22 protein-coding genes and 4 tRNA genes are annotated in these 26749 nt (G+C 49.6%); 14 read left to right on the forward strand and 12 right to left on the reverse strand.

What is annotated here, in order from left to right:
• The first annotated feature begins 63 nt into the window (after positions 1 to 63).
• The 4 genes from H141_RS0103870 (at position 64) to H141_RS0103885 (ending at position 478) form a co-directional block, all read left to right on the forward strand.
• Positions 64 to 140, forward strand: a tRNA-Met gene (locus H141_RS0103870).
• An 18-nt stretch (positions 141 to 158) separates the two neighbouring features.
• Positions 159 to 243, forward strand: a tRNA-Leu gene (locus H141_RS0103875).
• 25 nt (positions 244 to 268) lie between these two features.
• Positions 269 to 343 (forward strand) — tRNA-Gln (locus tag H141_RS0103880).
• A 60-nt stretch (positions 344 to 403) separates the two neighbouring features.
• Positions 404 to 478: transfer RNA gene (locus tag H141_RS0103885), tRNA-Gln, on the forward strand.
• A gap of 198 nt (positions 479 to 676) precedes the next feature.
• On the opposite strand, the gene H141_RS0103890 is transcribed toward H141_RS0103885, so the two are convergent.
• Entirely contained in the window at positions 677 to 1879 is a 1203-nt protein-coding gene (locus H141_RS0103890) for an FAD-dependent oxidoreductase (protein WP_051090365.1), read from the reverse strand.
• Positions 1880 to 2042: 163 nt separating this feature from the next.
• On the opposite strand from H141_RS0103890, the gene aguB reads away from it, so the two are divergent.
• The 3 genes from aguB (at position 2043) to ppiC (ending at position 4691) form a co-directional block, all read left to right on the forward strand.
• A complete protein-coding gene (gene aguB, locus H141_RS0103895; protein ID WP_019674934.1) occupies positions 2043 to 2930 on the forward strand; it encodes an N-carbamoylputrescine amidase in 888 nt (295 codons plus the stop codon).
• Entirely contained in the window at positions 2927 to 4039 is a 1113-nt protein-coding gene (aguA, locus tag H141_RS0103900; protein ID WP_019674935.1) for an agmatine deiminase, read from the forward strand. The genes aguB and aguA overlap by 4 nt, the downstream gene beginning before the upstream one ends.
• Before the next feature lie 373 nt (positions 4040 to 4412).
• Positions 4413 to 4691, forward strand: a complete 279-nt coding sequence (ppiC, locus tag H141_RS0103905; RefSeq protein ID WP_019674936.1) for a peptidylprolyl isomerase PpiC — start codon at positions 4413 to 4415, stop codon at positions 4689 to 4691.
• A 12-nt stretch (positions 4692 to 4703) separates the two neighbouring features.
• On the opposite strand, the gene H141_RS0103910 is transcribed toward ppiC, so the two are convergent.
• The 3 genes from H141_RS0103910 to H141_RS0103920 all read right to left on the reverse strand — a co-directional run bounded on the left by H141_RS0103910 (position 4704) and on the right by H141_RS0103920 (position 7203).
• Positions 4704 to 5429: an RES family NAD+ phosphorylase gene (locus tag H141_RS0103910; protein ID WP_019674937.1), complete on the reverse strand. Its 726-nt coding sequence runs from the start codon at positions 5427 to 5429 to the stop codon at positions 4704 to 4706.
• Positions 5423 to 5821, reverse strand: coding sequence for an MbcA/ParS/Xre antitoxin family protein (locus H141_RS0103915; RefSeq protein ID WP_019674938.1), 399 nt, complete (start codon positions 5819 to 5821; stop codon positions 5423 to 5425). Before H141_RS0103915 ends, H141_RS0103910 begins: the two co-directional genes overlap by 7 nt.
• A gap of 110 nt (positions 5822 to 5931) precedes the next feature.
• A complete protein-coding gene (locus H141_RS0103920) occupies positions 5932 to 7203 on the reverse strand; it encodes a DEAD/DEAH box helicase (RefSeq protein WP_019674939.1) in 1272 nt (423 codons plus the stop codon).
• 90 nt (positions 7204 to 7293) lie between these two features.
• Here H141_RS0103920 and H141_RS19830 point away from each other — a divergent pair, with 90 nt between their 5' ends.
• The 5 genes from H141_RS19830 to H141_RS0103945 all read left to right on the forward strand — a co-directional run bounded on the left by H141_RS19830 (position 7294) and on the right by H141_RS0103945 (position 12054).
• Entirely contained in the window at positions 7294 to 7554 is a 261-nt protein-coding gene (locus H141_RS19830) for a GIY-YIG nuclease family protein (protein WP_051090366.1), read from the forward strand.
• Complete coding sequence (locus H141_RS0103930) at positions 7554 to 8456, forward strand: AEC family transporter (RefSeq protein ID WP_019674941.1); 903 nt, start codon at positions 7554 to 7556, stop codon at positions 8454 to 8456. Before H141_RS19830 ends, H141_RS0103930 begins: the two co-directional genes overlap by 1 nt.
• A gap of 9 nt (positions 8457 to 8465) precedes the next feature.
• Positions 8466 to 9773 carry a mechanosensitive ion channel family protein gene (locus H141_RS0103935; protein ID WP_019674942.1) on the forward strand — a complete coding sequence of 436 codons (1308 nt, stop codon included), beginning with the start codon at positions 8466 to 8468 and terminating at the stop codon, positions 9771 to 9773.
• Complete coding sequence (locus H141_RS0103940) at positions 9773 to 10591, forward strand: Rossmann-fold NAD(P)-binding domain-containing protein (RefSeq protein WP_019674943.1); 819 nt, start codon at positions 9773 to 9775, stop codon at positions 10589 to 10591. The genes H141_RS0103935 and H141_RS0103940 overlap by 1 nt, the downstream gene beginning before the upstream one ends.
• 119 nt (positions 10592 to 10710) lie before the next feature.
• Positions 10711 to 12054 carry a DUF4397 domain-containing protein gene (locus H141_RS0103945; protein ID WP_019674944.1) on the forward strand — a complete coding sequence of 448 codons (1344 nt, stop codon included), beginning with the start codon at positions 10711 to 10713 and terminating at the stop codon, positions 12052 to 12054.
• A gap of 929 nt (positions 12055 to 12983) precedes the next feature.
• Here the strand turns inward: H141_RS0103945 and acnA are convergent.
• Positions 12984 to 15701 (reverse strand): aconitate hydratase AcnA, encoded by a 2718-nt coding sequence (acnA, locus tag H141_RS0103955; protein ID WP_019674947.1) that lies wholly within the window; start codon positions 15699 to 15701, stop codon positions 12984 to 12986.
• 138 nt (positions 15702 to 15839) lie between these two features.
• On the reverse strand, positions 15840 to 17042 hold the full coding sequence (tyrS, locus tag H141_RS0103960) for a tyrosine--tRNA ligase (RefSeq protein ID WP_019674948.1): 1203 nt from the start codon (positions 17040 to 17042) through the stop codon (positions 15840 to 15842).
• Between the two features lie 147 nt (positions 17043 to 17189).
• Here tyrS and H141_RS0103965 point away from each other — a divergent pair, with 147 nt between their 5' ends.
• On the forward strand, positions 17190 to 18524 hold the full coding sequence (locus H141_RS0103965) for a peptidoglycan DD-metalloendopeptidase family protein (RefSeq protein ID WP_019674949.1): 1335 nt from the start codon (positions 17190 to 17192) through the stop codon (positions 18522 to 18524).
• Between the two features lie 12 nt (positions 18525 to 18536).
• The gene (locus tag H141_RS0103970) at positions 18537 to 19619 is read left to right on the forward strand and encodes an anhydro-N-acetylmuramic acid kinase (RefSeq protein ID WP_033425360.1); all 1083 of its coding nucleotides are present in this window, start codon (positions 18537 to 18539) and stop codon (positions 19617 to 19619) included.
• 69 nt (positions 19620 to 19688) lie between these two features.
• Here H141_RS0103970 and H141_RS0103975 read toward each other — a convergent pair whose 3' ends face one another.
• The 6 genes from H141_RS0103975 to H141_RS0104000 form a co-directional block, all read right to left on the reverse strand.
• Entirely contained in the window at positions 19689 to 20819 is a 1131-nt protein-coding gene (locus tag H141_RS0103975; RefSeq protein WP_019674951.1) for a sodium ion-translocating decarboxylase subunit beta, read from the reverse strand.
• A 23-nt stretch (positions 20820 to 20842) separates the two neighbouring features.
• Positions 20843 to 22624, reverse strand: a complete 1782-nt coding sequence (oadA, locus tag H141_RS0103980; protein ID WP_019674952.1) for a sodium-extruding oxaloacetate decarboxylase subunit alpha — start codon at positions 22622 to 22624, stop codon at positions 20843 to 20845.
• Positions 22625 to 22636: 12 nt separating this feature from the next.
• Positions 22637 to 22879 carry an oxaloacetate decarboxylase subunit gamma gene (locus H141_RS0103985; protein ID WP_019674953.1) on the reverse strand — a complete coding sequence of 81 codons (243 nt, stop codon included), beginning with the start codon at positions 22877 to 22879 and terminating at the stop codon, positions 22637 to 22639.
• Between the two features lie 235 nt (positions 22880 to 23114).
• Positions 23115 to 23681, reverse strand: coding sequence for a PqiC family protein (locus tag H141_RS0103990; protein ID WP_019674954.1), 567 nt, complete (start codon positions 23679 to 23681; stop codon positions 23115 to 23117).
• On the reverse strand, positions 23678 to 25351 hold the full coding sequence (pqiB, locus tag H141_RS0103995) for an intermembrane transport protein PqiB (RefSeq protein ID WP_019674955.1): 1674 nt from the start codon (positions 25349 to 25351) through the stop codon (positions 23678 to 23680). Before pqiB ends, H141_RS0103990 begins: the two co-directional genes overlap by 4 nt.
• Positions 25348 to 26673 (reverse strand): PqiA/YebS family transporter subunit, encoded by a 1326-nt coding sequence (locus tag H141_RS0104000; protein WP_019674956.1) that lies wholly within the window; start codon positions 26671 to 26673, stop codon positions 25348 to 25350. Before H141_RS0104000 ends, pqiB begins: the two co-directional genes overlap by 4 nt.
• Between the last annotated feature and the right edge of the window lie 76 nt (positions 26674 to 26749).

Here is a 26749-nt window from a genome sequence, read left to right on the forward strand (position 1 = left end):
ACGGTTGACGCTAATATGTCAGATCAGCATAATACGCGCCACTTGCTTAGGACAAGTTAGCGTGGCTACATAGCTCAGCTGGTTAGAGCACAGCACTCATAATGCTGGGGTCGCAGGTTCGATTCCCGCTGTAGCCACCACTTAATTTTCCTATGTATGCGGGAATGGCGGAATTGGTAGACGCACTGGATTTAGGTTCCAGCGCCGCGAGGCGTGAGAGTTCGAGTCTCTCTTTCCGCACCATAATAAGTAAGTAAGCAGTTTCTGCAGGGGCGTAGCCAAGCGGTAAGGCAGCGGGTTTTGATCCCGCCATGCCCAGGTTCGAATCCTGGCGCCCCTGCCATTAACTCAGGCAGTTGATTTTATCTCTCCTTGTGTTTATCTGAACTGCCATCCACCTTTTAGGGGCGTAGCCAAGCGGTAAGGCAGCGGGTTTTGATCCCGCCACGCCCAGGTTCGAATCCTGGCGCCCCTGCCATATTTAGAAAACCCAGCCCCGGCTGGGTTTTTGCTTTTAGTCTTCATTAAAACCGGCCGTCACGGAGATGCGAGGTTGGAACCCTGTAGCGCACAGCCACAGAGTGTCTGAGTGGACGCGCAGCGTTCGCGAGTTGCTGTGGCGAGCACAACAGGCGTTGCAACCGGAGTATACTAAGCCAAAAGAGCTCTAACCTGTTTATTCAGAACCTACGGCATAACGAGCAACCAACGTTTTCAGCACGCTACTGCGCGATGCAACCGTCAGGGCCAGCTGGCGCAGGTTGCGCAGTGGGGTGATGTCATTGCCAAACAGCTGATAAAAGCCATCCATCGTGCTCATCATCAGTAAATTAGCCGGCTTACGTTTGCGCTGATAAGCGTTCAGTAAATCAACACTGCCCGGATCCTGCTGTTGCTGGTGGGCGCTGATAATCAGTTCAGTCAGCAGCTTTGCATCGGCAAAGCCAAGGTTTACTCCCTGCCCCGCTAATGGGTTAATGGTATGCGCCGCATCACCTGCCAACACTACCCTGCCAGCGTAATAGCTGTTAGCGTCCATCCGGGCTAATGGAAACCAGCTGCTACTCACGACCTCTACCTCGCCAAGCGCTGCAGGAAAAGCCTTTAACAACGCCTGGGTAAGTTGCTTTGGACTTAATGCGGCCAACTGTTTTACCCGTGGCGCATCTTCATACCAGACTACCGAGCCCTGCTGGCCTGGCAGTGGCAAAAACGCTTTGGGGCCAGTGGGGGTAAACTGCTGCCAGGTAACATCCTGTTGTGGATATGGCGTGTTAACCAGTGCCACTAAACAGGCCTGTTGATACTGCCAGCCATTGGTACCAATACCGGCTAGCTTACGCAACTGTGAGTTGCCGCCATCAGCAGCGATAACTAATTTGCTTTCAAGCTGCTCACCGCTATCTAAAGTGAGTAAGGTACTGTCTGATGTTTGACTAAGCGCCACAACCGACGCCGGACAAAACAGCGTCAGATTAGCCGGGAAATGCTGCCACAATGCCAGCTGCAATAAATTGTTTTCAACAATATGCCCCAGGTGGCTGCGCTTAATGTCTGTGGCATCGAAGGTAACGATACTTTGCGGCTGCTCAAACGCCTGCAGCCGCTGATAAGGACAAAGCCGCATCTGCTGTAATAACGGCCAGGCGCCAAGTGCAGTTAGCCAGGTCTCACTGGCCAGATTAATGGATGACACCCGTAAATCCGGCGCACTATCCGGTTCAAACTCAGCTGGCGCCACTTTCTCAATCAGCGCAACCTGCAAACCCGCCTGGCTAAGGGCCAGTGCAATAGCCGCACCCACCATACCGCCGCCAACCACCGTCACATCGACAAGCTGTTGCTCTGATGTATTTTTTGCTGCAGTTCCAATGGTCATATCTGCCCCTAATATTGCCGGTTGCGGCTATTGTACGTCAGCAGCAGAAAAAAGCGAAAATCGTTGACGACAGCACAAAAATACGGCATTTTGCGCGCCCTGTTTGGCAAGTAATCTTATGAATGCTAGCCTGTTGGTTTAAACCTTCTGCTGGAGATAACTGATGCGTAATGTAACCGTTGCTGCGACTCAAATGGTGGGCGGCTGGAATGTTGAAGAAAACATCGTCCGTGGCGAAAAGCTGGTGCGCGACGCAGCGGCCAAAGGCGCCCAGATCATTCTGCTGCAGGAGCTGTTTGAACGTAACTATTTTTGCCAGAAGCAAAAGCCGGCTTACCTGGAATTTGCCACCACGGTAGAGGAAAACCCAGCGGTTAAGCATTTTGCTAAAATCGCCAAAGAGCTAAATGTGGTGCTGCCAATCAGTATTTATGAGCGCGCCGGTAATTGCCTGTATAACAGTGTGGTTATTATTGACGCCGATGGTGAGAACCTCGGCACCTACCGCAAAAGCCATATTCCGGATGGCCCGGGTTATAGCGAGAAGTACTATTTCACCCCGGGTGATACCGGTTTTAAAGTCTGGCAAACCCGCTATGCCAAAATTGGCGTGGGTATCTGTTGGGATCAGTGGTTTCCTGAGTGCGCCCGTAGTATGGCCTTAATGGGCGCCGAGCTATTATTCTACCCTACTGCAATTGGCAGTGAGCCACATGATGCCACGATTAATTCACGCGACCACTGGCAGCGCACCCAGCAGGGCCATGCTGCTGCTAATTTAATGCCATTAATTGCTTCAAACCGGATTGGCACCGAAACCGAAGGCGACTTCCACATCACCTTTTATGGCAGCTCCTTTATTGCCGACGCCACTGGCGCCAAAGTACAGGAAGCAGGCGAAACAGATGAAGCCGTGCTGGTACACACTTTTGATTTAGATAAAGTGGCCGCTGATCGCCGCGCCTGGGGTTTGTTCCGTGACCGTCGTATCGACATTTATGACACGGTACTGACCAAAGACGGCAAAGTAAACCCGGAGAACAGCAAGTGAGCCGCTTACTGCCAACCACACCTAAGCACGATGGTTTCACCATGCCAGCCGAATGGGCAGAGCATAAGCAAACCTGGATGGTATGGCCCGAGCGCACCGACAGTTGGCGGATGGGTGCAAAACCCGCTCAGCAAGCGTTCTGTGCCGTTATTGCGGCCATAGCCCGCTTTGAGCCGGTAACGGTAGGGGTATCGGCCGCGCAGTATGCTAATGCCGAAGCCCAACTGAGCAAAGCTGGCGCATTGTACCCGGTGCGGGTAGTTGAGATTTCCAATAACGACGCCTGGTGTCGGGATACCGGGCCGACCTTTGTCACCAATGGCCAGGGTGAAGTAAGAGGTATCGACTGGACTTTTAACGCCTGGGGCGGCCTGAACGGCGGTTTGTATTTCCCCTGGCAGTTTGACGATCAGGTCGCCAGTAAAATCCTGGGCATTGAGCACCTGCCCCGCTACCGCACCGAAGGCTTTGTGCTGGAAGGCGGCGCTATCCATGTTGACGGCGAAGGTACCTTATTAACCACCGAGGAGTGTTTACTGAATAGCAACCGCAACCCGCATTTAAACCGCGAGCAGATTGAACAAATACTGGCGGAATACCTGGGGATCAGTAAAGTACTGTGGTTAAAAGACGGTATTTTTAACGACGAAACTGACGGTCACGTTGATAACATGGCCTGTTTTGTTAAGCCCGGCGAAGTGGTATTAGCCTGGACTGACGATCAGAACGATCCGCAGTACGCGCGCAGCAAAGCCGCCCTGGATTATTTAGAAGCCAGCACTGACGCCAAAGGCCGCAAAATTAAAGTGCATAAACTGCCGCTACCTAAGCCCATTATTGCCAAAGCCGATGAATACGCCACGGTAGATGCAACCTTAAGTGCAATTCCGCGTGAGGCTAATGCCCGGCTGGCAGGCTCTTACATCAATTTTTATTTGTGTAATGGCGGCCTGATTATGCCAACCTTTGATGATCCCAATGATAAAGTTGCCGCTGACATACTGCAGCAGCTGTATCCGGATCATCAGGTTGTTACTGTGCCTGGCCGGGAAATTTTACTGGGCGGTGGTAATATTCACTGTATTACCCAGCAGCAACCGGCGGGTTAACTTTACTTAGTATATAGTTCCACAAGGTAACAACACACAGGGACGCCGTTAATCCTTCCCTGGAGGGTTATAAGCTCCTTCCATGGAGCTTGCCCTAACGGGCTTCGGCTGGCTCAGTTCAAATTCGTTCCTGACGAATTTGTCTCTGCGGCTTCCCTGCCGCAGACGCCCTGTTTAGTTGTGACCTTGCTCCACTGTCGACACTTAGCGAAGATTAGAACACTCGTTTTGGTCGTCACAGAGTGTCTGAGTGAGCGCGCCAGCGCGAGCGAGTTGCTGTGACGAGCCAGGGCGGGTGTTGTAACCGTAGCTCGCGACCTAAATCAGTGAATCGGGGCTCCAATCTTCGCCTGTAAACATTGAGGAAATCATCATGTCCAAAGCTTGCGCCTTACATATTCTGGTTAAAACCCGGGAAGAAGCCGATAAACTAAAGCAACAACTAGCCAAAGGTGCTGACTTTGGCAAATTAGCTAAGCAACATTCGCTCTGCCCGTCAGGTAAAAAAGGTGGCGATTTGGGCGAATTTCGCAAAGGCCAGATGGTTAAAGCCTTTGACGATGTCGTATTTAAACTGGCGGTATTAGAAGTACATGGCCCTGTGAAAACTCAATTCGGTTTTCACCTGATTAAAACCCTGTATCGCAGCTAACTAATAGCTTAACTAGCTGCAGCTGACAATCTGGTTAATTGCGCTGATTTTGCCGCTTTGCCAGATCAACTCATAGTGTGCGCTTTGCAGCATCTGCGTAACATACTTTGGGCTGAACAAGCCCCAGCAAAGTGCCCCCTTATTACGCACCGAGTGAAATTGCACACCGGCACTGCCCTGCTGCCGTAAGCTGCTGCCCAGCGCCCGGGCTGCGCGGTAGTCCTCTGAATGGTAAATAGCATGCTGTCGGGGCAATTCAGTTAAATCGGTCAGGCTGACATCAGTAAATTCGCAGCTTAGCGCCCGAAATACAAAACGTTCATACGACAGCTCAGGCACCTTGCTCCAATACCGGTTCTGATGGTAAGCAACCTCGCTAATGGCCGTTTGCACGTTTTCTGCCAGATACAGCACACCAAAACGGCCATCAGAAAAACGGCTACCCGCCGGGTTAACATGGGTAAAAGGCGCGACGGCATAAGAGCAGCCAGCAATACCAAACGGGATCTCAGTGCGGGGCAGTAAACTTAAATTACCCGCCTCTGCCATCAACCTGGGATTGGTTAACGCCTGCAGCGAAAATAAGGCGTCAAATTCATCAGCATCGGCGACATCGTCAAACACCGATACCGGCGGAAACTTGGAATTTATCAGTCGATAACCTGGCTGGCGCTGCAGCTCAATCTGGACAAAATCATCCAGTTCTGCACTTACGTGCGCTATCGACTTTGCTACCACATGCCACCGCGCAGCGCATCAATATGCTTATAGGTTTCATATAATGCCGCAAACTGTCCACTACTGATAATTTGCAGTGGGCTTTTACCATTAAAATACGGGTTATGGTTTGGCAACGCCATAAACCCATAAAGGTTTTGCGGGTTATCAAATAGTAATCGCAGGCTACTGTGAATATTCAGCAGGTAGCTTATCCGCTCTATCTGGTCCTGGGTTAAATTGGCACAATAGGGATCGTTGCGATACTTGTAGTAGGCCGCTTTAGAGATTTGCAAAATACGCTGGATTTGCTCCGGCGGGCATTGCCATTTATCCAGAATAGTAAATACCGCTTTAAGCCCTGTCCCGGCGGCTTGCCGTTGGCTTTGCCTGTCGAGCTGAACTGCCTGCATAACAACCTCGCGCCTGACCAAATCACTATCAGTATAGACCCACAATAAAAAAGTGTCCACACAAAGACATCGCGTCGCCTAAAAAAGCAGACGCTATGGTCTGCTTCAGTTCAGGCTTTACCCAGCGCTCTGGCCCGGAGTTTCGCTTTTAGCTTGCCCTGTGCCTGTCGTTTAGCCGCGCCATCGTTGCGCCCCGGACGTTGGCCTGGTTTGCGGGCGACAGCGTCGTTGGGCGCCTGATAGCTGGGGTCGTGCTCGTAACCGGGCAGCACGTCAGCGCTCAACACTTGCTGGGTGAGCTTTTCAATGTCTTGTAAAGCGCCTAAATCTTCCGGGGTGACCAGAGTAACGGCCAGGCCGCTCATGCCGGCACGGCCGGTACGGCCAATCCGGTGCACATAATCTTCTGCAATTTGCGGCAGATCGTAGTTAACCACATAAGGCAACTCGCTGATATCCAGGCCCCGGGCCGCGATATCGGTGGCCACCAACACCCTTATTGAACCCGCTTTAAAATCGGCTAACGCCTTAGTGCGGGCCCCCTGACTTTTATCACCATGAATCGCTGCGGTTTTTAAGCCGTCTTTCTGCAGTTGCTTGGCTAAGCGGTCTGCACCATGCTTGGTGCGGACAAACACCAGCACCTGTGGCCAGTTGCGGGCACCGATTAAATGCGACAGCATCTCGCGTTTACGGTGCTTATCCACCAGATACACCTGCTGAGTAACGCGCTCTGCAGTGGCGTTTGCTGCAGCCACTTCCACCAGTACCGGGTTATCTAACAATTCGTCTGCCAGTTTTTTAATGTCACTAGAATAGGTGGCGGAAAATAATAGGGTTTGCCGCTTGGCCGGCAATTTGGCCATAATACGTTTAATATCAACCACAAAGCCCATATCCAGCATCCGGTCAGCTTCATCCAGCACCAATACTTCCAACTGGCTTAAATCCACCGTTTGCTGATGCAAATGGTCAATTAAACGCCCGGGTGTCGCTACCAGAATATCCAGCCCTTGTTCGGCCTCATCGTATTGTGGCCGGATTGACACGCCACCGTAAAACACTGCGCAGCGACAACTGACATAACGGCTGTAGGTTACCACACTATCATGAACCTGCTGCGCCAGTTCGCGGGTGGGTGTAAGCACTAAAACCCTTACCTGGCCAGCAGTTAACACCTTAGGCGCATTGAGCAAGTGCTGCAGCAGTGGTAAAGTAAAGGCTGCTGTTTTACCGGTGCCCGTTTGCGCACCGGCTAACACATCTTTACCCGACTGAATAAGCGGAATACTGCGTTGTTGTACTGGCGTGGCTTCAGTATAACCCTGCTCGGTTAACACACGTAAAATAGGCTCTGCCAGCCCTAAAGATTGAAACGACATTGATGATCCTGACTGCGCCCACGCCAGCATGGCACAGGCTTAACAAAGTGCGATTATAACAGATACGCCCAAAACAAGATATTCAGCAGCATGACAGCAACATCCTGGTTTTTGTATATGGTTCGCACCGCAGCCGGCCAGCTGTATACTGGCATTAGCACTGATCCGCAGCGCCGCTTGCGACAGCATAATGGTGAGCTGAAAGGCGGGGCCAAAGCGCTGCGCGGCAAAGGGCCACTGCAACTGGTGTTTGTGCAGGCTATGGCCAGCCGGGCAGAAGCCAGCAAAGCAGAGTATCAGCTAAAACAACTTTCAAAAGCTGCAAAAGAGCAGCGCATAAGCGAGCAGTAATGGATAATTTTTACCTGGTACTGGCCTATCTGGTTATCGGCTTTGGTTTACGGCGTTTGCCGGCAATGCCAGAAAACAGCGGTATAGTACTCAACATCTATGTACTGTATGTCGCCTTACCGGCACTTATTCTGAAAAATGTACCACTGTTACAATTTTCAATAGAACTACTGATCCCGGCATTAACCCCATGGCTACTGTTGTTGGCCGTAGTCGCGACAGTATTGCTGCTGAGCAAACTGTTAAAGTGGAGCCGCGAGGTAACCGGGGCACTGCTTATCGTCCTGCCGTTGGGTAACACTTCGTTTTTGGGCTTTCCAATGACCCAGGCGCTGTTTGGCAGTAGCGCCATGCCCTATGCCGTAGTGTACGATCAGGTTGGTTCCTTTATTGCCCTGGCGACTTACGTCACTATAATCGCTGCTATTTACAGCCCACAGGTCACTAAACCCACAGCGAAAAGTATTATTGTTAAAATAATTACCTTTCCATCTTTTATTGCGCTGGTTGGCGGGCTATTGCTTAAAGACCTCAGTTTTCCGCCACTAGCAGACGCCTTAGTTAACAACCTGGCCGCCACTTTAGTGCCAGTAGTGATGATCGCAGTGGGTTTTCAGCTAAACTTCAGGTTTAGTAAAAGTGAAATATCACCACTAGTGTCAGCCTTAACCATTAAGTTACTGCTGATGCCATTATTAGCCTGGGGCATCTGGCGTAGTTTGGGACAAAGTGGTCTGGCGGTAGATATCAGTATTTTTCAGGCAGCAATGCCACCAATGATCTCAGCCGGGGCGATAGCAATTATGGCTGGCCTGGCACCCAGACTGGTAAGTGGTATTATTGGGTTTGGTATTCTGATTGGGCTGGTGAGTTTGCCAATCGTTTTCTGGCTATTGCGTTAAAGGATAATTATGGAAAAGTTTAATGAAATCACTGTTGCTGTCTGGCTTACTATGCAACAGCTTGATTTCTGGTGGCAGATACTGGCATTGGCCACTGCCTTGTTATTAGCGTCGCTGGCAAACCGCCGATTGCAAGCCATTGTCGAAAAGCAGCATACCCTTGATACTGGACTGCGCCATGTTGCAGTGCGCAGTATTCAACGCTTGTTATGGCCACTTACTGCCCTGGCAGTCTTAGTACCGGTAAAAATTATCTTTGAGATAGTTACCTTACCAATACAAATCCTGGAAGTTGCGGTACCAGTGTTGGTGGCGTTAGCCGTGATCCGGTTAGTCGTTTATATTTTACGCAAAGCGTTTAGTGTGAGTCCACTGCTAAAATCCTCCGAGAACCTGCTGGCAGGTATTATCTGGTTTGGCGTATTGCTGCACCTGGCCGGCTGGCTGCCAGGCTTGCTTGCAGTTCTGGAAAGCCTGGGTACCACGGTTGGCGAAACGCGTATCTCCGTGCTGGCGGTGATAAAACTGGTATTAATGATTGCGCTGGCTTTTACTCTGGCTATCTGGCTGGCAGAGTTTATTAATAAGCGGATGCAAAGTTCAACTTCCATCAGCCCCAGTATGCGGGTCGGTTTTGCTAAGTTCAGCAAATTTTTACTGATCACCATTGCTTTTCTGGTCGCGTTAAATGCAGTGGGTATTAATTTAAGCTCGCTGGCAGTGTTTGGTGGCGCCTTGGGTGTTGGCCTGGGATTTGGTTTACAACGTATTGCCTCCAACTTTATTAGTGGCTTTATTCTGGTGTTCGACCGTTCTATTAAACCCGGCGATATTATTACCGTTGGTCAGAACTTTGGCTGGGTAGAGCAACTTAACGCCCGCTATGTGGTAGTGCGCAACCGGGAAGGTGTCGATACTTTAATCCCCAATGAAAATTTGATTACTTCAGAGGTGATCAACTGGAGCTATGCCGATACCAATGTGCGGATGATTATTAAAGTTCAAATAAGTTACGATAATGACCCCGAGCACGCCTTAGCATTAATGCTGGCATGCGCCAAGGTGTCACCGCGCATTCTGACAGAGCCCCCACCAACGGTGCGGCTAATGGAATTTGCTGACAGTGGTATCGAGTTACAACTAAGAGTATGGATTGCCGACATGGAAAAAGGCACCGGTGAAATCCGCTCTGCTATTAACCTGGCTATTTGGCGCACCTTTAAAGAAAACAACATTACCATTCCTTACCCGCAGCGCGATTTACATATTAAATCGGGCTGGCCACCGGCAACCGGAACTGTGGCGGCAGAAGATTAATGGCCAGCATTTTGTTGGTTGGCCTGGGCGATTTGGGCAGTCGTATTGCCAGCTGCGCGCTGGATGTCGGAATAGCTGTTAGCGCTATGCGCCGCAGTCCGGGTTGCCCGCAGAACGTAACACTTTTTCAGCATGACGCAGCACTCCCCTGGCCGGCAATAGCGGGAGCCTATACTGATCTGGTACTTTGCGTTGCTCCCGATGGCCGCAACGACCCGGCCTATCATCAGGCTTATCTGAAAGTAGGCGAACAAGCACTAGTTTGGCTGCAGCAACAAGCTCAGCCTGTACATGTGTGGCTGGTTTCCTCTACCAGTGTTTATGGTCAACAACAAGGCGAGTGGGTTACTGAGGACAGTCCGCGCCAGCCCCAAGCCAGTACCGCCCGGATACTGGTCGAAGCAGAAGAGTTCTGGTTTAAAAACAGTCCGCACTGCACCATATTGCGCCCTGCTGGTTTATACGGTCCGGGCCGCAATATGATGATTGAAACCGCCAGAAAAGCAGTACATTTTATCGAGAATGAGCCTGTTTATACCAACCGTATTGAAGTGTCAGACTGTGCCCGAGCCATAGTGCATCTGGTACAGCGGCGCCAGCTGGGCCACAACATAGCCAATGCTTATAATCTGGCTGATTTACAACCGACACCTTTTACGACCGTAATTGATTTTTTGCAGCAGCAGTTACGTATCGCTCCTGAGTCGATACAGCAACGAAACCGCGGCAGTAAAAGGGTCAGCGTCACCCGTTTACAGCAAACAGGTTTTAACTGGCACTACCCCGATTATCAGGCAGGCTATCTGGCCATGTTGTAACCGCTTACTGCGAACTGTAATTAAGCGTAACCAACTGTTTGCTTTGGTAAAGCGCCATAGCTATCAATCCGATATTTCCTTAGGCTGTGCCGGTTTACTTCACCAGCATGGAACCAGAAATGAAAACAGCGCTAAAGAAATCGACCCTACTAACTTATCCAAATATCGTCCGCAGCCTGCTAGTGGGCGCCGTACTTAGTCTTACTGCCTGTGGTGGCAGTAGTGATGATCCGGAACAAAGCAAAAGCTATGTCCAGTTCTACAATGGTGCAGCCGCCAGTGCCAACCCTAACGTAAAACTAGATGATAACAATATTGGTAACGCCCGCTTTGCTGACGCCAGTAATGTCGTTACCCTTGATACTGCCTCTTATACAATGGAGTTATCTGAAAGCGGCGCCAGCAGTCCGCTGCTGTCAGCTGACGTTAATTTGAGTCAGGATCAGAAGCATCTGTTTATTTTTACCAGCGAGGCAGATCAGTTTGACTACCTGAGTCTGAGCTTTGCCCGGGAGCCGGAGCTTGAAGATGAGTTTGACTTGTATCTGAGCAACCTGGCTGTCAGCGAGCCTGAGCTGGATATTTACCTGAGTGCGGCCACTGAAACTTTTGCCGATGCCAGCTTGCTGGATACCATTGCACTGCATGAGATAAGCAACGAAGCCAGCCGGAACGAGACCGGAAAATACAATTTATACTTGGCTAAACCAGGCGCTGATGAACCTTTGTTTGTTGGCAAAAATCTCGACTTTGCCTATGAAAATACTTATGTACTGGTGGTACGTGACCAATTCGGTCCCATTGCCGATCAATTGGCGGTAGACGTTATTTTAAACTCGAACAGTATCGGCCGCTATACACACCATGATGCTCAGGCACAGTTCCGGCTTTACAACAGCCTGGCGCAATCGTTGCAAATCACTCTCGACAACAATATTGTGGCCAATCTGCCAGCCGATACTTTAGGTAACTACAGCTCACTGACTAAGGGCGATTACAGTTTATCAGTGCGTGACAGTAATAATACCGTGCTGCTTAACAGCGCATTGCTTAGCGCTGATGCAGGTGAAAGTCAGCTGGTGTTGCTTTATCAAAATGAACACAATATTTTAGAGGCCTTGGCGGTAAAGGAAAGTGATAAACCGCAGTTACAATCAAATGATGTTATCGTCAGCAATCTTATTGGCAACTTTGACAAGTTGCACTTTTATTTCATCCGTCAGGATGAAACGATTGCCACGGCAAGGCATAGTGTTAAAAACCTGGAGTTTAAAACACAACGTACCCTGAATTTGCCAAAAGATTATTTTGCCATAGCGCTGGTGCATGTTGCAGAAAACGGCAGCACAACGCTTCTGGACAAAACAGATAGTCTGATGCTACAGGCCGGCAAACGTTATTTGCTTAGCGCTGAGCAAGACGACACTGCACCATCCGGCTACCGGCTAAACCTGACTTTTTAAATAATACTGCTAAAACCCCGGCTATAACGCCGGGGTTTTACCCCCTGCCTGCTGACAACAAGCGTAATTTAGTCAATACTAGGCCGCGTTGCTATACTCATTAGGTTGTCAGGTTAACTTTTTATTTATGGTTTTTATCACAAAGCTCACTATTAGCCTCCTGTTCAGCAGTTTATTGCTGCTTAGAGCACCGGTCAGCGCCACGGAGCAGCAGCTTTATGGTGGTGTAGTGCAATCCTTCCCCGGCATAACCGTTGTTGACGGCAAAATTCAGCCAGAAGCCATTTATGGACATGCTGAAATTATCAGCTGCATGGAAACAGAACTCCAGATGCATATTGAGTGGCAAACGTTGCCCACCGATCGGCTGTTAAAATTAACCCGGGAAAACCAACTGGATTTAATTTACCCAATGGGCTTTACCGCCGAGCGTGATAGCTACCTGCATGCCAGTATTTGGTTGACAAAGGATGATGATTACTTTGTATTCAAAGCCGGAGAACTGAAATCGGATCATTTAAAAGATGGACAGGTGAAAAACCGGACTATTGGCGTAAAACGAGGATCGCCACAACTACATTATCTACAAAGTAATGATTACCAGCATGTTCATGAGGTATACGACTATCAGCAATTGCTGCCGCTACTGAAAATGGACAGAGTCGATATGCTGGCTGTGCCGCAGCCGTTGGCGGAACAACTTCAGCGAGAGATGCAGGTCAATGCACAAGAACACAATTTACAGCTGTTCAATTACTTCACCCGGGACGCAGGTTTTTATCTGGCACCGGCTTTTGCCAACTCCCACCTGCAGCAAGTTAATAACGCAGTGATTCATTGTCGCAAGCATGTTAAAACGGTAACAGCCATAAAACAAAAAGCTGACAATCAGTCAGCTTTTTGCTTAACCTGCTCCTGCAGATTATGGTTCAGGCACTGCCAATCATCCTTCTTAACACATAGTGTAAGATACCACCGTGCTGATAGTAGGCCAGCTCATTACCGGTATCTATGCGGCAAAGCATATCAATTTTCTGTTGATCACCATCCGGGTAAGTAATAAGAACTGCTACTTTCTGCTTCGGTTTTAAACTGTCCAGGCCTTTAATACTAAAGGTTTCGGCACCCGTTAGCTGCAAGTGTTTACGATCGACCCCTGCCAGAAACTGTAACGGCAGCACGCCCATACCAATCAGGTTAGAACGGTGGATACGCTCATACGACTCTGCCAGTACGGCCCTTACTCCTAGCAATAACGTACCCTTCGCGGCCCAATCCCGGGACGAGCCGGTGCCATACTCTTTACCTGCCACGACTACCAAAGGTGTTTTTTCCTGCTTGTAACGCTCTGCTGCATCGTAAATAGCCATTTGCTCTGCAGACGGCTGGTGCAATGTTACGCCACCTTCAGTACCGGGTACCATTTCATTGCGAATTCGCACGTTGGCGAAAGTACCACGCACCATAACCTCATGATTGCCGCGACGTGAACCATAAGAGTTAAAGTCGGCAGGTACAACACCGAGCTGTTCCAGATAGCGCCCCGCAGGACTGCTCGCTTTAATACTACCTGCTGGTGAGATATGGTCGGTGGTAACCGAATCGCCTAACAACGCCAGCACTCTGGCTTCGCTGATATCCTGTACCGGCTCTGGCTGACGGCCCATACCCTGAAAAAAGCTGGGCTGGCGGATATAACTCGATTCTGGCCAGGTGTAGGTTTTATCTTTAGGTACATCTATCGCTTGCCAGGTATCATCACCGCTGAATACATCAGCATATTCGCTTTTAAACATGCTGCTTTGTACTTTAGCAACTTCAGTGGCAATGTCTTGATTACTGGGCCAGATATCTTTCAGATAAACCGATTTGCCCGCGTTATCGTTGCCAATTGGCTCGGCACTTAAATCTATATTAACCGTGCCTGCCAGCGCAAACGCCACCACCAGCGGCGGTGAAGCTAACCAGTTAGATTGCACCAGCGGATGAATACGCCCTTCAAAATTGCGATTGCCTGACAGTACAGCCGACACATTTAAGTTATTGTCGCCAATAGCCTGCTCCAGTTCTTTTGCCAGAGGACCAGAGTTACCAATGCAGGTGGTACAGCCGTAGCCAACCAGGTTAAAACCTAATTGCTCCAGCGGCTGCATTAAACCCGCCTTCTCAAGGTATCGGGTAACCACTTTGGACCCCGGAGCAAGTGAACTTTTTACCCAGGGCTTACGATTTAAGCCTTTTGCCAGCGCATTTTTAGCCAGTAATCCAGCGGCCATTAATACGCTAGGGTTAGAAGTATTAGTGCAGGAGGTGATGGCAGCAATGACTACGGCATGATGGTTCAGTTTTATTTGCTGACCGTCCAGATCAACATGGTTGTTGTCACTCTGTGGCTGTGGCTGCGCCCCTCCTTCATCGAGCATTTTAGCTTCACGTTCGGCAGCGTTTTTTAACTGCAGCGCCAACACATCATCGCAGTGCTGTTTCAACGCGGGTAAACTGACTTTATCCTGCGGCCGTTTTGGCCCGGCCAGTGATGGTACCACCTTGCTTAAGTCCAGATGCAACACATCGGTGTAAATGGCTTTGTGGCCAGGCTTGCGCCATAATCCCTGCGCCTGACAATAGGCTTTGACCCGGGCAATAATTTTATCGTCACGACCAGTTAACGCCATATAATCCAGAGTAACCTGGTCAACCGGGAAGAAGCCACAGGTCGCACCATATTCCGGCGCCATATTAGCAATAGTCGCCCGATCAGCCAGGCTGAGATGATCCAGACCGTCACCAAAGAACTCTACAAATTTGCCAACCACGCCGTGTTTACGCAACAACTCGGTTACCGTTAAAACTAAATCTGTCGCGGTAATGCCAGCCGCCAGCTTACCCGTAAACTCCAGTCCAACTACCTCTGGTATCAACATTGAAACGGGTTGACCCAGCATGGCGGCTTCAGCCTCAATACCACCGACACCCCAGCCTAGAACGCCCAAAGCGTTGATCATGGTGGTATGCGAATCGGTGCCGACCAGTGTATCAGGGTAGGCTTGCTCACCCTCGTCGGTCTGCTTTGCCCACACACTCTGCCCTAAATACTCCAGATTGACCTGGTGGCAAATACCCGTGCCGGGCGGTACCACTTTAAAATTGGCAAATGCCTGCTGGCCCCAACGTAAAAAGGTATAGCGTTCAAAGTTGCGCTCCATCTCTATTGCCACGTTTTGTTTAAACGCCTGATCAGTGGCAAAGTGATCCACCATCACCGAGTGGTCTATTACCAGGTCAACCGGCGACAACGGATTAATTTTCTGAGGGTCTTCACCCAACTCAGCTACTGCAGCCCGCATGGCTGCTAAATCAACCACTGCTGGCACACCAGTGAAATCCTGCATCAATACACGGGCTGGCCGAAAAGCAATTTCCCGATCTGCATGACCATGTTTTTGCCAGTCAACCAGTGCCTGAATATCTTGCTCAGTGACGGTATCGCCATCAAGATTACGCAATAGGTTTTCTAACAACACCTTTAGCGAAAACGGTAAACGGTCAACCGTACCATGTATGGTCGCGGCTTTGGCTAAACTGAATATCTGGTATTCATGTTCGGCTGCCTTCAGCTTGTCGGCGTAGGGATTATTTTGATTCATAACATTCCTCAGCTATTGCGTGTTATCTAAGTGTAGTGCATCGGGGCGGGGATGAGAAAATACAAGGATAAATTGCAGTTAAGTCAAAGGCCGCAGTTGCGACCTTTGATGGGTTAAATACAAATATGAAATGACAGTTTAACGCAACGTCACTTTAGCAAATTTACGTTTGCCTACCTGATAAATTGCCGTGCTACCTTTTGCTACTTCAAGTTTGCTATCGTCAACTTTACTGGCACCATCCTTTTTTACCGCACCTTGCTTAATCATTCTTATTGCTTCAGACGTACTGGCAACTAATCCAGCCTCTTTTAACAAATTAGCGATGGGCATAGCCCCGGCATCACAAGTTACGGTAATTTCGGGAATATCATCCGGCAAAGCATTTTTACTGAACCGCTGGGTGAAGTCCTGATGGGCTGCTTCAGCTGCAGCTTCGTCATGAAAGCGGGCAATAATTTCTTTAGCCAGGTTAATTTTAATATCCCGCGGGTTGGCACCCTGCGCCATCTGCTGTTTTAACTCAGCGACTTCTGCCAGGGGTCTGAAACTGAGCAAATCGTAGTAACGCCACATCAGTTCATCTGATATCGACATAATCTTACCAAACATCTCTGTTGGCTCGTCGGTAATACCAACATAATTACCCAGCGACTTAGACATTTTCTGTACACCATCTAAGCCTTCCAGCAACGGCACCATCATCACGGTTTGCGGACGCTGCCCTTCATCTTTTTGCAACTCACGGCCCATCAGCAAGTTAAAGCGCTGATCGGTACCACCCATTTCAATATCGGCCTCTAATGCTACCGAGTCCCATCCCTGAACCAATGGGTATAAAAATTCATGAATGGCGATTGACTGATTATTAGCAAACCGTTTTTTAAAATCATCCCGCTCCAACATGCGGGCAACGGTCTGACGTGACGCCAGTTTAATCATACCGGCAGCGCCCAACTCACCCATCCACTCAGAGTTAAAAGCCACCCGGGTTTTTGCCGGATCAAGTATTTTAAATACCTGTTCTTTATACGTTTCAGCATTAGCCAGCACGTCTTCCCGGCTCAAGGGTTTGCGGGTCACGTTTTTACCACTGGGATCGCCTATCATGCCGGTAAAATCGCCAATCAGAAATATCACCTCATGGCCAAGCTGTTGAAAGGTGCGCAATTTATTGATAAGCACAGTATGACCCAGGTGCAAATCAGGTGCCGTAGGATCAAAGCCAGCCTTTACTTTTAAAGGCTTGCCGGTCTTCAACTTGGCAATTAGCTCATCTTCCAGCAAGATCTCCTCGCAGCCGCGTTTTAATTCAGCTAACGCCTGTGCCCATTCGGCCATTTTCCACTCCTGACTTAGTAAATTTTTGCTTAAACAACAGCCATTCTATAGCATGTTCCAGCCAGGGGAAACGCACAAAACTCTGGTATCTTCTAAAAAAAAAGTTTATGCTCGGTTTTTGTGCATTTTCAACTGAAAGCGGATCTTATGCGGCAACTGGTAGCAAAAATTCCTTCTCAACACCGTGCGCTGATCCTTGCTGTATCGGTATGTTTAGCAATTATTTTGTTACTACCGTCAGAGCAGGCTTCAGCATCCCGAAGCAGTGACAGCAACGCGCTACAAATTGGCAAACGCTACAGTCTCGATATTCCTAATCCAGAACAAACCGGTACCGGGTACGCAGATACCGACGCAGGCGATGCACTGCCGGAGTATGAAGCTGAAGACGATTTACAATGGACTACCCTGCAGGTACAACGTGGTGATGTATTGTCCAATTTATTTCGCAAAGCGAATGTGAGTCAGCAAACTATGCTGGCGGTACTGGCATTAGGCGACAGCACTAAGACCCTTACCCGGCTTTTCCCGGGGGAAACGCTGGAATTTGGTTTAAACGAACAGGGTGAACTCAGCGAACTGCGCTATGCCATCAATAAACTGAAAACACTAAAAGTCAGCCGTAATGCGGCTGGGCAGTTTGAAGCAGAAGAACTTGAAAAACTGGTTGAGCATCGGCAGCAATTTGCCAGTGCGGAGATCAAAAACAGCTTCTGGAATGCTGGTATAGAGGCCGGTTTATCTGACGCCCAAATAATGAACCTGGCCGGCATTTTTGGCTGGGACATCGATTTTGGTCTGGACTTGCGTGCCGGTGACAGCTTTAGCGTGCTGTATCAGGCAAATTATGTCGACGGTGACTTCGTTGGCTATGGCACCATTATTGCCGCCCAATTTCAGAATCAGGGCCAGGTTATTCAGGCAGTACGGCATACCGACGGTAATTATTACAAACCGGATGGTGCCAGTATGCGTCAGGCCTTTTTACGCGCACCGGTAAGTTTTCAATATGTTAGTTCAAACTTCAATCCGCGCCGGCTGCATCCAGTGCTGGGTAAAGTGAAAGCGCACAACGGCGTAGACTACGTTGCGCCGGTTGGCACACCTATTATGGCTGCCGGTGATGGCAGAGTTACCCATTCCGGCTATAACAATCTTAATGGTAATTATGTGTTTATTAAACACGCCAATAATATCGTTACCAAATATCTGCACTTATCGCGGCGCAACGTTAAAACCGGCGATAAGGTAAAACAAGGCGAAACTATTGGCCGGCTGGGTGCTACCGGGCGGGTAACCGGTGCCCATTTACACTATGAGTTTTTATTAAATGGTGTGCATCGCAACCCAAGAACAGTAAAACTGCCGCAAGCTACCCCATTACAAGGTGCAGAACGCGATTTATTTGTTGCCAGTGCCGCGCCGGTATTAGCCGAGCTGCAAACCAAAGAACGGGTGTTATTAGCCAGAACAGCGCCCTGAGGCCGCAGCACTATGTATTACATAGGGATCATGTCCGGCACCAGTCTTGATGGCATAGATTTGGTGCTTGCCAGCTTTACCCCGCAACCTAAGCTAATAAGCAGCTTGCTTCATCCTTTCCCTCCGGCGTTGAAACAACAGCTGCAGCAGCTAAGCCAGCCCGGCAACAATGAAATAGAACTACTTGGCCTGACCGAACAACAGCTGGCCAGGTGCTATGCAGCTGGGGTAAAAGTGCTGCTGGCACAAGCTGATCTCGCTGCGAGCGACATTGCTGCTATCGGTTGCCATGGTCAGACGATCCGCCACCGGCCAGATGCCATTTTCCCTTTCAGCTATCAGATTGGCGATATGCACAAGCTGGCGATGCTTTGTCAAATTCCGGTAATTGCTGATTTCAGACGTAAAGATATCGCCTATGGCGGTCAGGGTGCACCTTTAGTACCTGCGTTTCACCGGGCGATATTTCAACAGGCGGCGATTCGCCGGGCTATTGTTAATATCGGCGGCATTGCCAATATTACCCTGTTACTGGCCGACAGCCCGGTAACAGGCTTTGACACCGGGCCTGGTAACGCACTGCTGGATAACTGGATTATGCATTGCCAGGCAAAACCTTATGACGACAACGGTGAATTTTGCAGTCAGGGGCAGCTGTTACCAGAATTGCTGGCGAAGATGCTGACAGATCGCTATTTTGCCAGGCCAGCGCCGAAAAGCACTGGCCGTGAATACTTTAACCTGAAATGGCTGCAACAATTCCAGCCTGAACAATTTAACCCGGCAGATATCCAGCGCACCCTATGCCGTTTAACGGCGCAGACTATTAGCGACAGCCTGCAACACAGTCAACTGCAGCAGGTTTTCGTTTGTGGTGGTGGTGTCCATAACTCTGTATTGATGGCCGATTTAGCCCTGTTGTTACCTGGCTGCGCCGTTAGCAGTACCAATGAGCTGGGGGTAGATGCAGATTGGCTGGAAGCTATGGCTTTTGCCTGGCTGGCCTGGGCGTTTCAGCATCAGATTAACGGCAACCTGCCAGAGGTTACCGGTGCCAGTAAAGCCTGTGTATTGGGCGTCGCCTATTTACCTTAAGCGCAGCCCCTCCCCGCGCATTCATCAACGCCGTGCGTTAACGGCAAATAAGCGACAACAATGTCATTACTAGCCTACCAGCGCTAACAAAATACCTGCTGCTACTGCTGAGCCAATAACCCCGGCTACATTTGGGCCCATGGCATGCATTAGCAGGAAGTTGTGCGGGTTAGCCTGTAACCCTACTTTATTTACCACCCTTGCCGCCATAGGCACTGCAGATACCCCGGCAGCACCAATTAACGGGTTTATCGGCTGTTTCGACAACTTAGACATCAGTTTGGCCATCAACACCCCAGCAGCAGTACCAATAGCAAAAGCAACCATCCCCAGGATCAGAATCCCCAGGGTCTGGGTGGTTAAAAACTTATCAGCACTTAACCTTGAGCCCACAGCCAGACCAAGGAAAATGGTGACAATATTAATCAGTTCATTCTGAGCCGTTTTACTTAACCGCTCTACTACCCCGGATTCGCGCATCAGGTTACCCAGACAAAACATGCCAATTAACGGTGCAGCGGTTGGCAGCAACAAAATGGTAAGTAGCACCAGCATAAGCGGGAAGATCACTTTCTCCCGCTTGCCAACGGAGCGCAGCTGAGTCATCTGAATTTCGCGCTCGGCCTTAGTCGTCAGGGCCTTCATAATAGGCGGCTGAATAATTGGCACCAGCGCCATATAGGAGTATGCCGCTACCGCAATAGCACCTAATAAATCTGGTGCCAGCTTAGATGCCAGGAAAATCGCGGTCGGGCCATCTGCACCACCAATAATGGCAATTGCAGACGCTTCTTTCAGGGTAAAGCTTAAACCCGGCACCCAGTTCAGGGCAATGGCACCAAATAAGGTGGCAAAAATACCAAACTGCGCTGCAGCCCCCAGAAACAACATCCTGGGGTTGGCTATTAATGCGCTGAAATCGGTCATTGCCCCCACACCCATAAAAATAAGCAGTGGGAAAAAGCCTGTACCAATCCCAACTTCATAAATCATATAAAGCAGGCCACCCGGATCACCCATACCTGCCAACGGGATATTGGTTAGAATGGCACCAAAGCCAATCGGCAGTAGCAACAAAGGCTCAAAACCGCGGGCAATTGCCAGATACAACAGCAAAAAGCCCACCAGCATCATCACTACCTGCCCCACAGTAAAGTGCACTATGCCGGTCGAAGCAATCAGGGTATTAAGCGCGTCCATGTAAATTCCTTAAGCCGGTCGTACTACTCAAAACTAATCAGTACGTCACCGGTACTGACCGCATCACCTGCCGCAATATGAATCCTGGCAATGGTGCCATCAGCCACAGCCCGCACCTCGGTTTCCATTTTCATCGCTTCCATAATAATGACCACGTCACCCCGTTTGACTGTGTCGCCAACTTTGGTAGTGATTTTCCAGATATTGCCTGCCAGCGGCGCATTTAAGGTAGCGCCACCTGTTACCGAAGCGCTGCCGGGAATATTTTCCGAAACCACGGGCCGGACACTTTTCAGTTCACCGGTTGGTGCCACTTCCACCTCGTACACCTTGCCGTCTACCCGCACACTGTAAGCAGCTGGTCCGGAAGTTGCTGCCTTAGGTGTGCTGGCACCGCTGCCACTCTGCTCTTCTTCAGCTTCAGGTGCCGGCTCAAAGGCAGCAGGGTTATTGCGGTTTTTCAGAAACTTCAGGCCGACCTGTGGAAATAACGCATAAGTCAGCACATCGTCGATAGTGTCTTTTGCTAAATCGATTGACTCAGCCTTCGCTATATCAAGCAACTCGCTGTTTAATTTATCCAGTTCAGGTTCCAGTAAATCGGCCGGCCGGCAAGTTATCGGTTCGGCACCATTCAGCACTTTCTGTTGTAGCTCACTATTTACCGGGGCAGGTGTTGCGCCATATTCACCTTTTAATACCCCTGCTGTTTCTTTAGTAATAGTTTTATAGCGCTCACCGGTTAAAATATTCAGCACCGCCTGAGTACCCACGATTTGCGAGGTTGGGGTAACCAGTGGTAAAAAACCTAAATCTTCCCTGACCCGCGGTATTTCTTTCAACACGTCGTCCAGCTTGTCCAGCGCGCCCTGCTCTTTCAGCTGGCTTTCCATATTGGTTAGCATGCCGCCCGGCACCTGGGCCAGTAATATCCTGGCATCAACCCCTTTAAGTGAACCTTCAAAACGGGCGTACTTCTTCCGAACATCCCTGAAATATGCCGCTATTTCTGCCAGCAGCTCCAGGTTAAGCCCGGTATCACGCTCAGTGCCTTCAGTTATCGCGACTATCGTCTCGGTAGCACTGTGGCCGTAAGTCATACTCATTGATGAAATAGCGGTGTCCAGCATATCAATGCCGGCATCAATCGATTTCTGATAGGTTGCGGTACTCAGGCCAGTGGTGGCATGGCATTGCATTGCCAGCGGAATGTTAGTCGCTTCTTTAATCCGGGTCACCAGCTCTTCGGCTACATAAGGTTTGAGCAAACCCGCCATATCTTTAATAAAAATAGAATCGCAACCCATGTCTTCCAGCTGACGAGCCATGTCGACCCACATATCAATAGTGTGAACCGGGCTGACGGTATACGAAATGGTGCCCTGGGCATGAGCGCCGACACTGATAGCAGCCTGCACTGCAGTTTGCAGGTTACGGATATCATTCATTGCATCAAAAATACGGAATACATCTACACCGTTGGCATGTGCCCGCTCGACAAAGGCTTTAACCACGTCATCGGCATAGTGGCGATAACCCAACAGGTTCTGTCCACGCAACAGCATTTGCTGTTTAGTGTTTGGCATAGCCTTTTTCAGTTCGCGAATGCGATGCCAGGGATCTTCTCCGAGGTAGCGGATACAAGAATCGAAGGTTGCACCACCCCAGGATTCCATCGACCAATAGCCAACCTGATCAAGTTTACTGGCAATGGGTAACATATCTTCCAGACGCAGGCGGGTAGCCAGTAATGACTGGTGCGCATCGCGCAGAACTAACTCAGTTAATAACAAAGGCTTCGTCATGCCAGCTTCCTCTTATTTATGTTGTTGGCGATACTGGTGCACTGCAGCACTGATAGCAGCAACCACAGCCGGTGAGACACCATGAGTGGCAGCATCAATTTTGTTGGTTTTATCGGCAACTTTCACTGGCGCGTAACGCAGTAACAAACGGCTCATCACTGTCATTAACAACACCAGCAGCAATAAAAATGTAAACACAGTTGCCATGCCAATCAGCATTAATGTCGCCGACTCGAGCAATAGATCAGTAACCATCTGCGTGTTCTCCTTTACTCGCCTGTGTTTTCAGACAACCAGTGTTTCATGACAATATAACCATGCAAACAGCATAGTTTAGCATTCGTAGTGTCGCCGCCCTAAATAAAGGCATTATGGGGGGTAGCGAGCCAGCTGAATAATAAAACCGGGTGATGCCAGCCATTTCGGCTGCGAATCACTAAGGACTTTTTAACGTCCAGCCGTCCAGAAAGATAACGTGAAGCGAAGTTGATTACAAGTCCTGCTGCTCAATATCAGCAATCAACTCAGTTACTAATTGCTGCCAGCCGGTGCTAAGCGCACTGACCAGCGCCGGATAGCCATCAGCCTGTAATGGTTGTTGATAATTAAAAGCGTGGTTTGCTCGATGGTTGCCGGAGCTTAAGCTGTAATGGCCACTGATAATAGCTACGCCATTTGCCTGGGCATGAAAACGGTCAATCGTCAGTTGCAACCGCAGGTCGTCAGCGCCACTGGCCGGCGCCAGCTGAAAAGCAGGCAACCTCGCTTGCAATTGTTCGGCCAGCAGCCGGTATAATTGCTGATCGAGCGCATCGGCCCACAAGTGCCGGTTGGCGATAACCAGCTCAACATCAGAGCGCGCCATTACCAGGCCAGCACCATTTAAAAAGTTAGCAACCTTAACAGGTTGTAACTGTAAATGAGTTTTGGCCTCAGATGGCTCAGGCGGATTGGCCTGCTGTGGCATTGCCATCGTTAACTGATAATAACTGACTGGCGTCGGGCTGCTACAAGCAGATATGCCAATGAAAATGACAATCAACACTAAAAATTTCATAATCTGGCTTTCCTTGGTTCAGGTTCCGGCTGGTCACTAGCATTAAATATTAACGAATTACTTTGCTGGTTCAGGGTTTTAATTACCGGTTGTAACTCTCTTAATACCTGTTCCAAAGCCTGCAAGTTAGCGCTGACACTGCCATAGGCTTCCGCTTCCGGACTAAAGCCCTGCAAGGTGCTGCGCAGCTGCTGCAAACTCAGCTGAATGTCTGCGGGTAATTGTTGTAATTGCGGCTGATCTATTAACGTTTGCATGCTTAACATCAGTTGCTGAGCGTTTTGCATCACTTCATTGGTGGCAGCGAGGGTTTGCTCACCTTGCGCCAGCATAGATTCAACCGGCAAGTTATTAATTTTATCCAATGCCATCAGCAGCTTTTGCTCCATATTGCTAAAGCCACTGCGGGCCGACGGCAGCGCCGGATACCCCGCCGAAGTACTTAATTGTTGCTGCTCACTAAACAACTGTTGCAACGCCTTATCCTCACGCCAGCTACTGCTGATATCAAGGTCAATATATAACGCTCCGGTAATTAAATTGCCGGTTTTCAGTACCGCATGTAAACCGTCAGCAATTGCCTGCTGCAGCTCTGAATCCAGCTGCGACAAGTTTAACTTTTCATATAACCTGGCCGATTCAATCCTGATTAATACCGGAACCCCCTGCTGCAACGACACTTCAAAAGGTTTATCTATGGCAAAGAAAAATGGCACTGTAGCAACAGTACCTACCCGTACCCCACGATACTCAACAGGAGCCCCGGCCTTCAGACCACGAACTGACTCATCAAAAAAAACCAGGTATTCAATATATTGGCTGTACAGTCCTTCCTGAATACTTTGTTTATCCGGAAACAACTGAAACTCAGTGCCGTCCTCAGCCCGCTCACCAGCTGGCCAGCCATCCATTAAATCAAAGCTGACGCCACCGCTTAGCAAGGTGGTTGCTGAACCGATATCAACACTTAATCCCTCGGCAGATAAATCAAAAGCCACGCCGCTACTTAACCAAAACCGGATATTGTCCGTTACCAGTTCGTCATAGGGTTCACGAATATACAGCTGAAATTGGGTACGTCGTTCTGAAACGTTAAAATTACTTAACTCTACTGTCCCGACTTCATAACCACGATACAATACCGGATCGCCAACAGCCAGGCCGGTAGTATCTGCTGAGTTTAAATTAACCCGAACGCCGGGGGCATCCGCCGGGGCGACTGGCGGAGAATTTAACAACGGATGGCTTAGCAGGGTCTCACCATTGTCACCCGGCTGCAGTTCAATATACACCCCTGACAACAGGGTATTGAGCCCGGTTACCCCGCCACGCCCGATCTGAGGCTTTACCACCCAGAACTGCGAACCGGCATTTAGCAACGGCGTCATATTAGGCTTCATCCGGGCCTGAATCAGCACCTGGGTTAAGTCTGCGCTTAGCTCAACCGACACCACCTGGCCGACATCAACACTACGATTTTTAATCTGGGTTTTGCCTGCTACAATGCCTTCTGCATCTTCTGCAACCAACAACAACATAACACCCTGGTTTTGAAAGTGACTGAACAGCATCCACAAGCCAATTAATACCGCCGCTATCGGCACCACCCAAATAGGTGACAACTGCTTAATAACCCTGACGTTCGCCTTAACCTGTGCCGACTCTGTCACCTTGATATTCCTTCTGCTGCCTGGTATTGAAACAGTTTATCTGAAACTGGCTGTTGTTTATCCCACAATAACCGTGGGTCAAAACTGACCGCAGCCAGCATAGTAGTAATAACCACCGCTGCAAATAATACAGCACCTATACCCGGATAAACGCTGGCCAGTAAGCCAAAACGTACCAGTGCCGCCATAAAGGCGACTACCAGCACGTCTACCATAGACCAGCGGCCAACCCAGTCAACCAAACGGTAAATATTACCACTGTGCTTGCCACCAACCCGTTTGGACGTACCAGCCAGATAACATAGCCAGAACATGACTATGATTTTGACAATCGGGATAACCACGCTGGCCAGGAAGATAATTATCGCTACCGGATACTCGCCATCCTGCCACATTAAAACAAAGCCACTAATGATAGTTGAGTCGGTGACTTCACCAAACGATACGGTGCGCATAATCGGCAATAAATTGGCCGGCACATAAAGCACACAAGCAGTAACCAGCAAGGCCAGGGTTTTTTGTAAACTCGCAGGCAGCCGGGCTGCTACCCGGGTATAACAGCGGCTGCAGTGACGTTGTTGCAGCGGTAACACTGCGGTACAACAATGGCATAACTTCAAATGCTGCTCCAGGCCAGTACTGCCGGCCATGACTTCTGTTGCCGGCGGCGGGTTTGGCGCAATGCTGGCCCACAATGCATGGCGGTCAAGTACCTGAAAGGTACGTAAGTGCAATAAACAAAACAGGCAAAACGCCCAGAAACTCATGCCCAGTGAAATTTCTGCTGTTGCCACCAGTTTTACAAAGCTGATCAACAAGCCCATCAGAAAAATATCGACCATACTCCAGGGTTTCAACATATACAGCACCCTGGCCACCCATATCCGGGCGGGTAGCCTATAGCGCATACCTGCTTTTAAATAAATAACCGCCAACATACAAAATGCCGGTACTGCCTGAATAAACAACCAGACCAGAATCGCCAGCACCTGCTGATATTCAGAAAATAACACTGCCGAGGTATCAAAAAAACGGATTTCACTGCGATTTCCGGCAACGGCCATACTGACAAATGGAAACAGATTGGCCAGTAACAACATCAGCAAAGCTGAGGCCGCATACAACGCCGGCCGCATAATGGGGTTATGCTGGCGTGCATCCAGCTGATACTGACACCGCAGGCAATGGGCTTCTTCGCCCTCTGCCAATCTGGGCAAGTACTGTACTAAATCACAATGCGGACACAATACCAACTCATCGCTGGCAGCGGCAGTTAAAGATGACTGCGATTCTGTCGGGATAGCTGGTGATAATGTTGACACGTTGCGGGCATACCTGTGTTGAGACAAGAGCAGGTTTTAGCAGTGTATAACTGAACCGAGGCTGAGTAATGCGCTG

It is taken from the genome of Arsukibacterium perlucidum DSM 18276, from assembly GCF_000382165.1.
In the GTDB taxonomy this organism is placed as follows: Bacteria; Pseudomonadota; Gammaproteobacteria; order Enterobacterales; family Alteromonadaceae; genus Alishewanella; species Alishewanella perlucidum.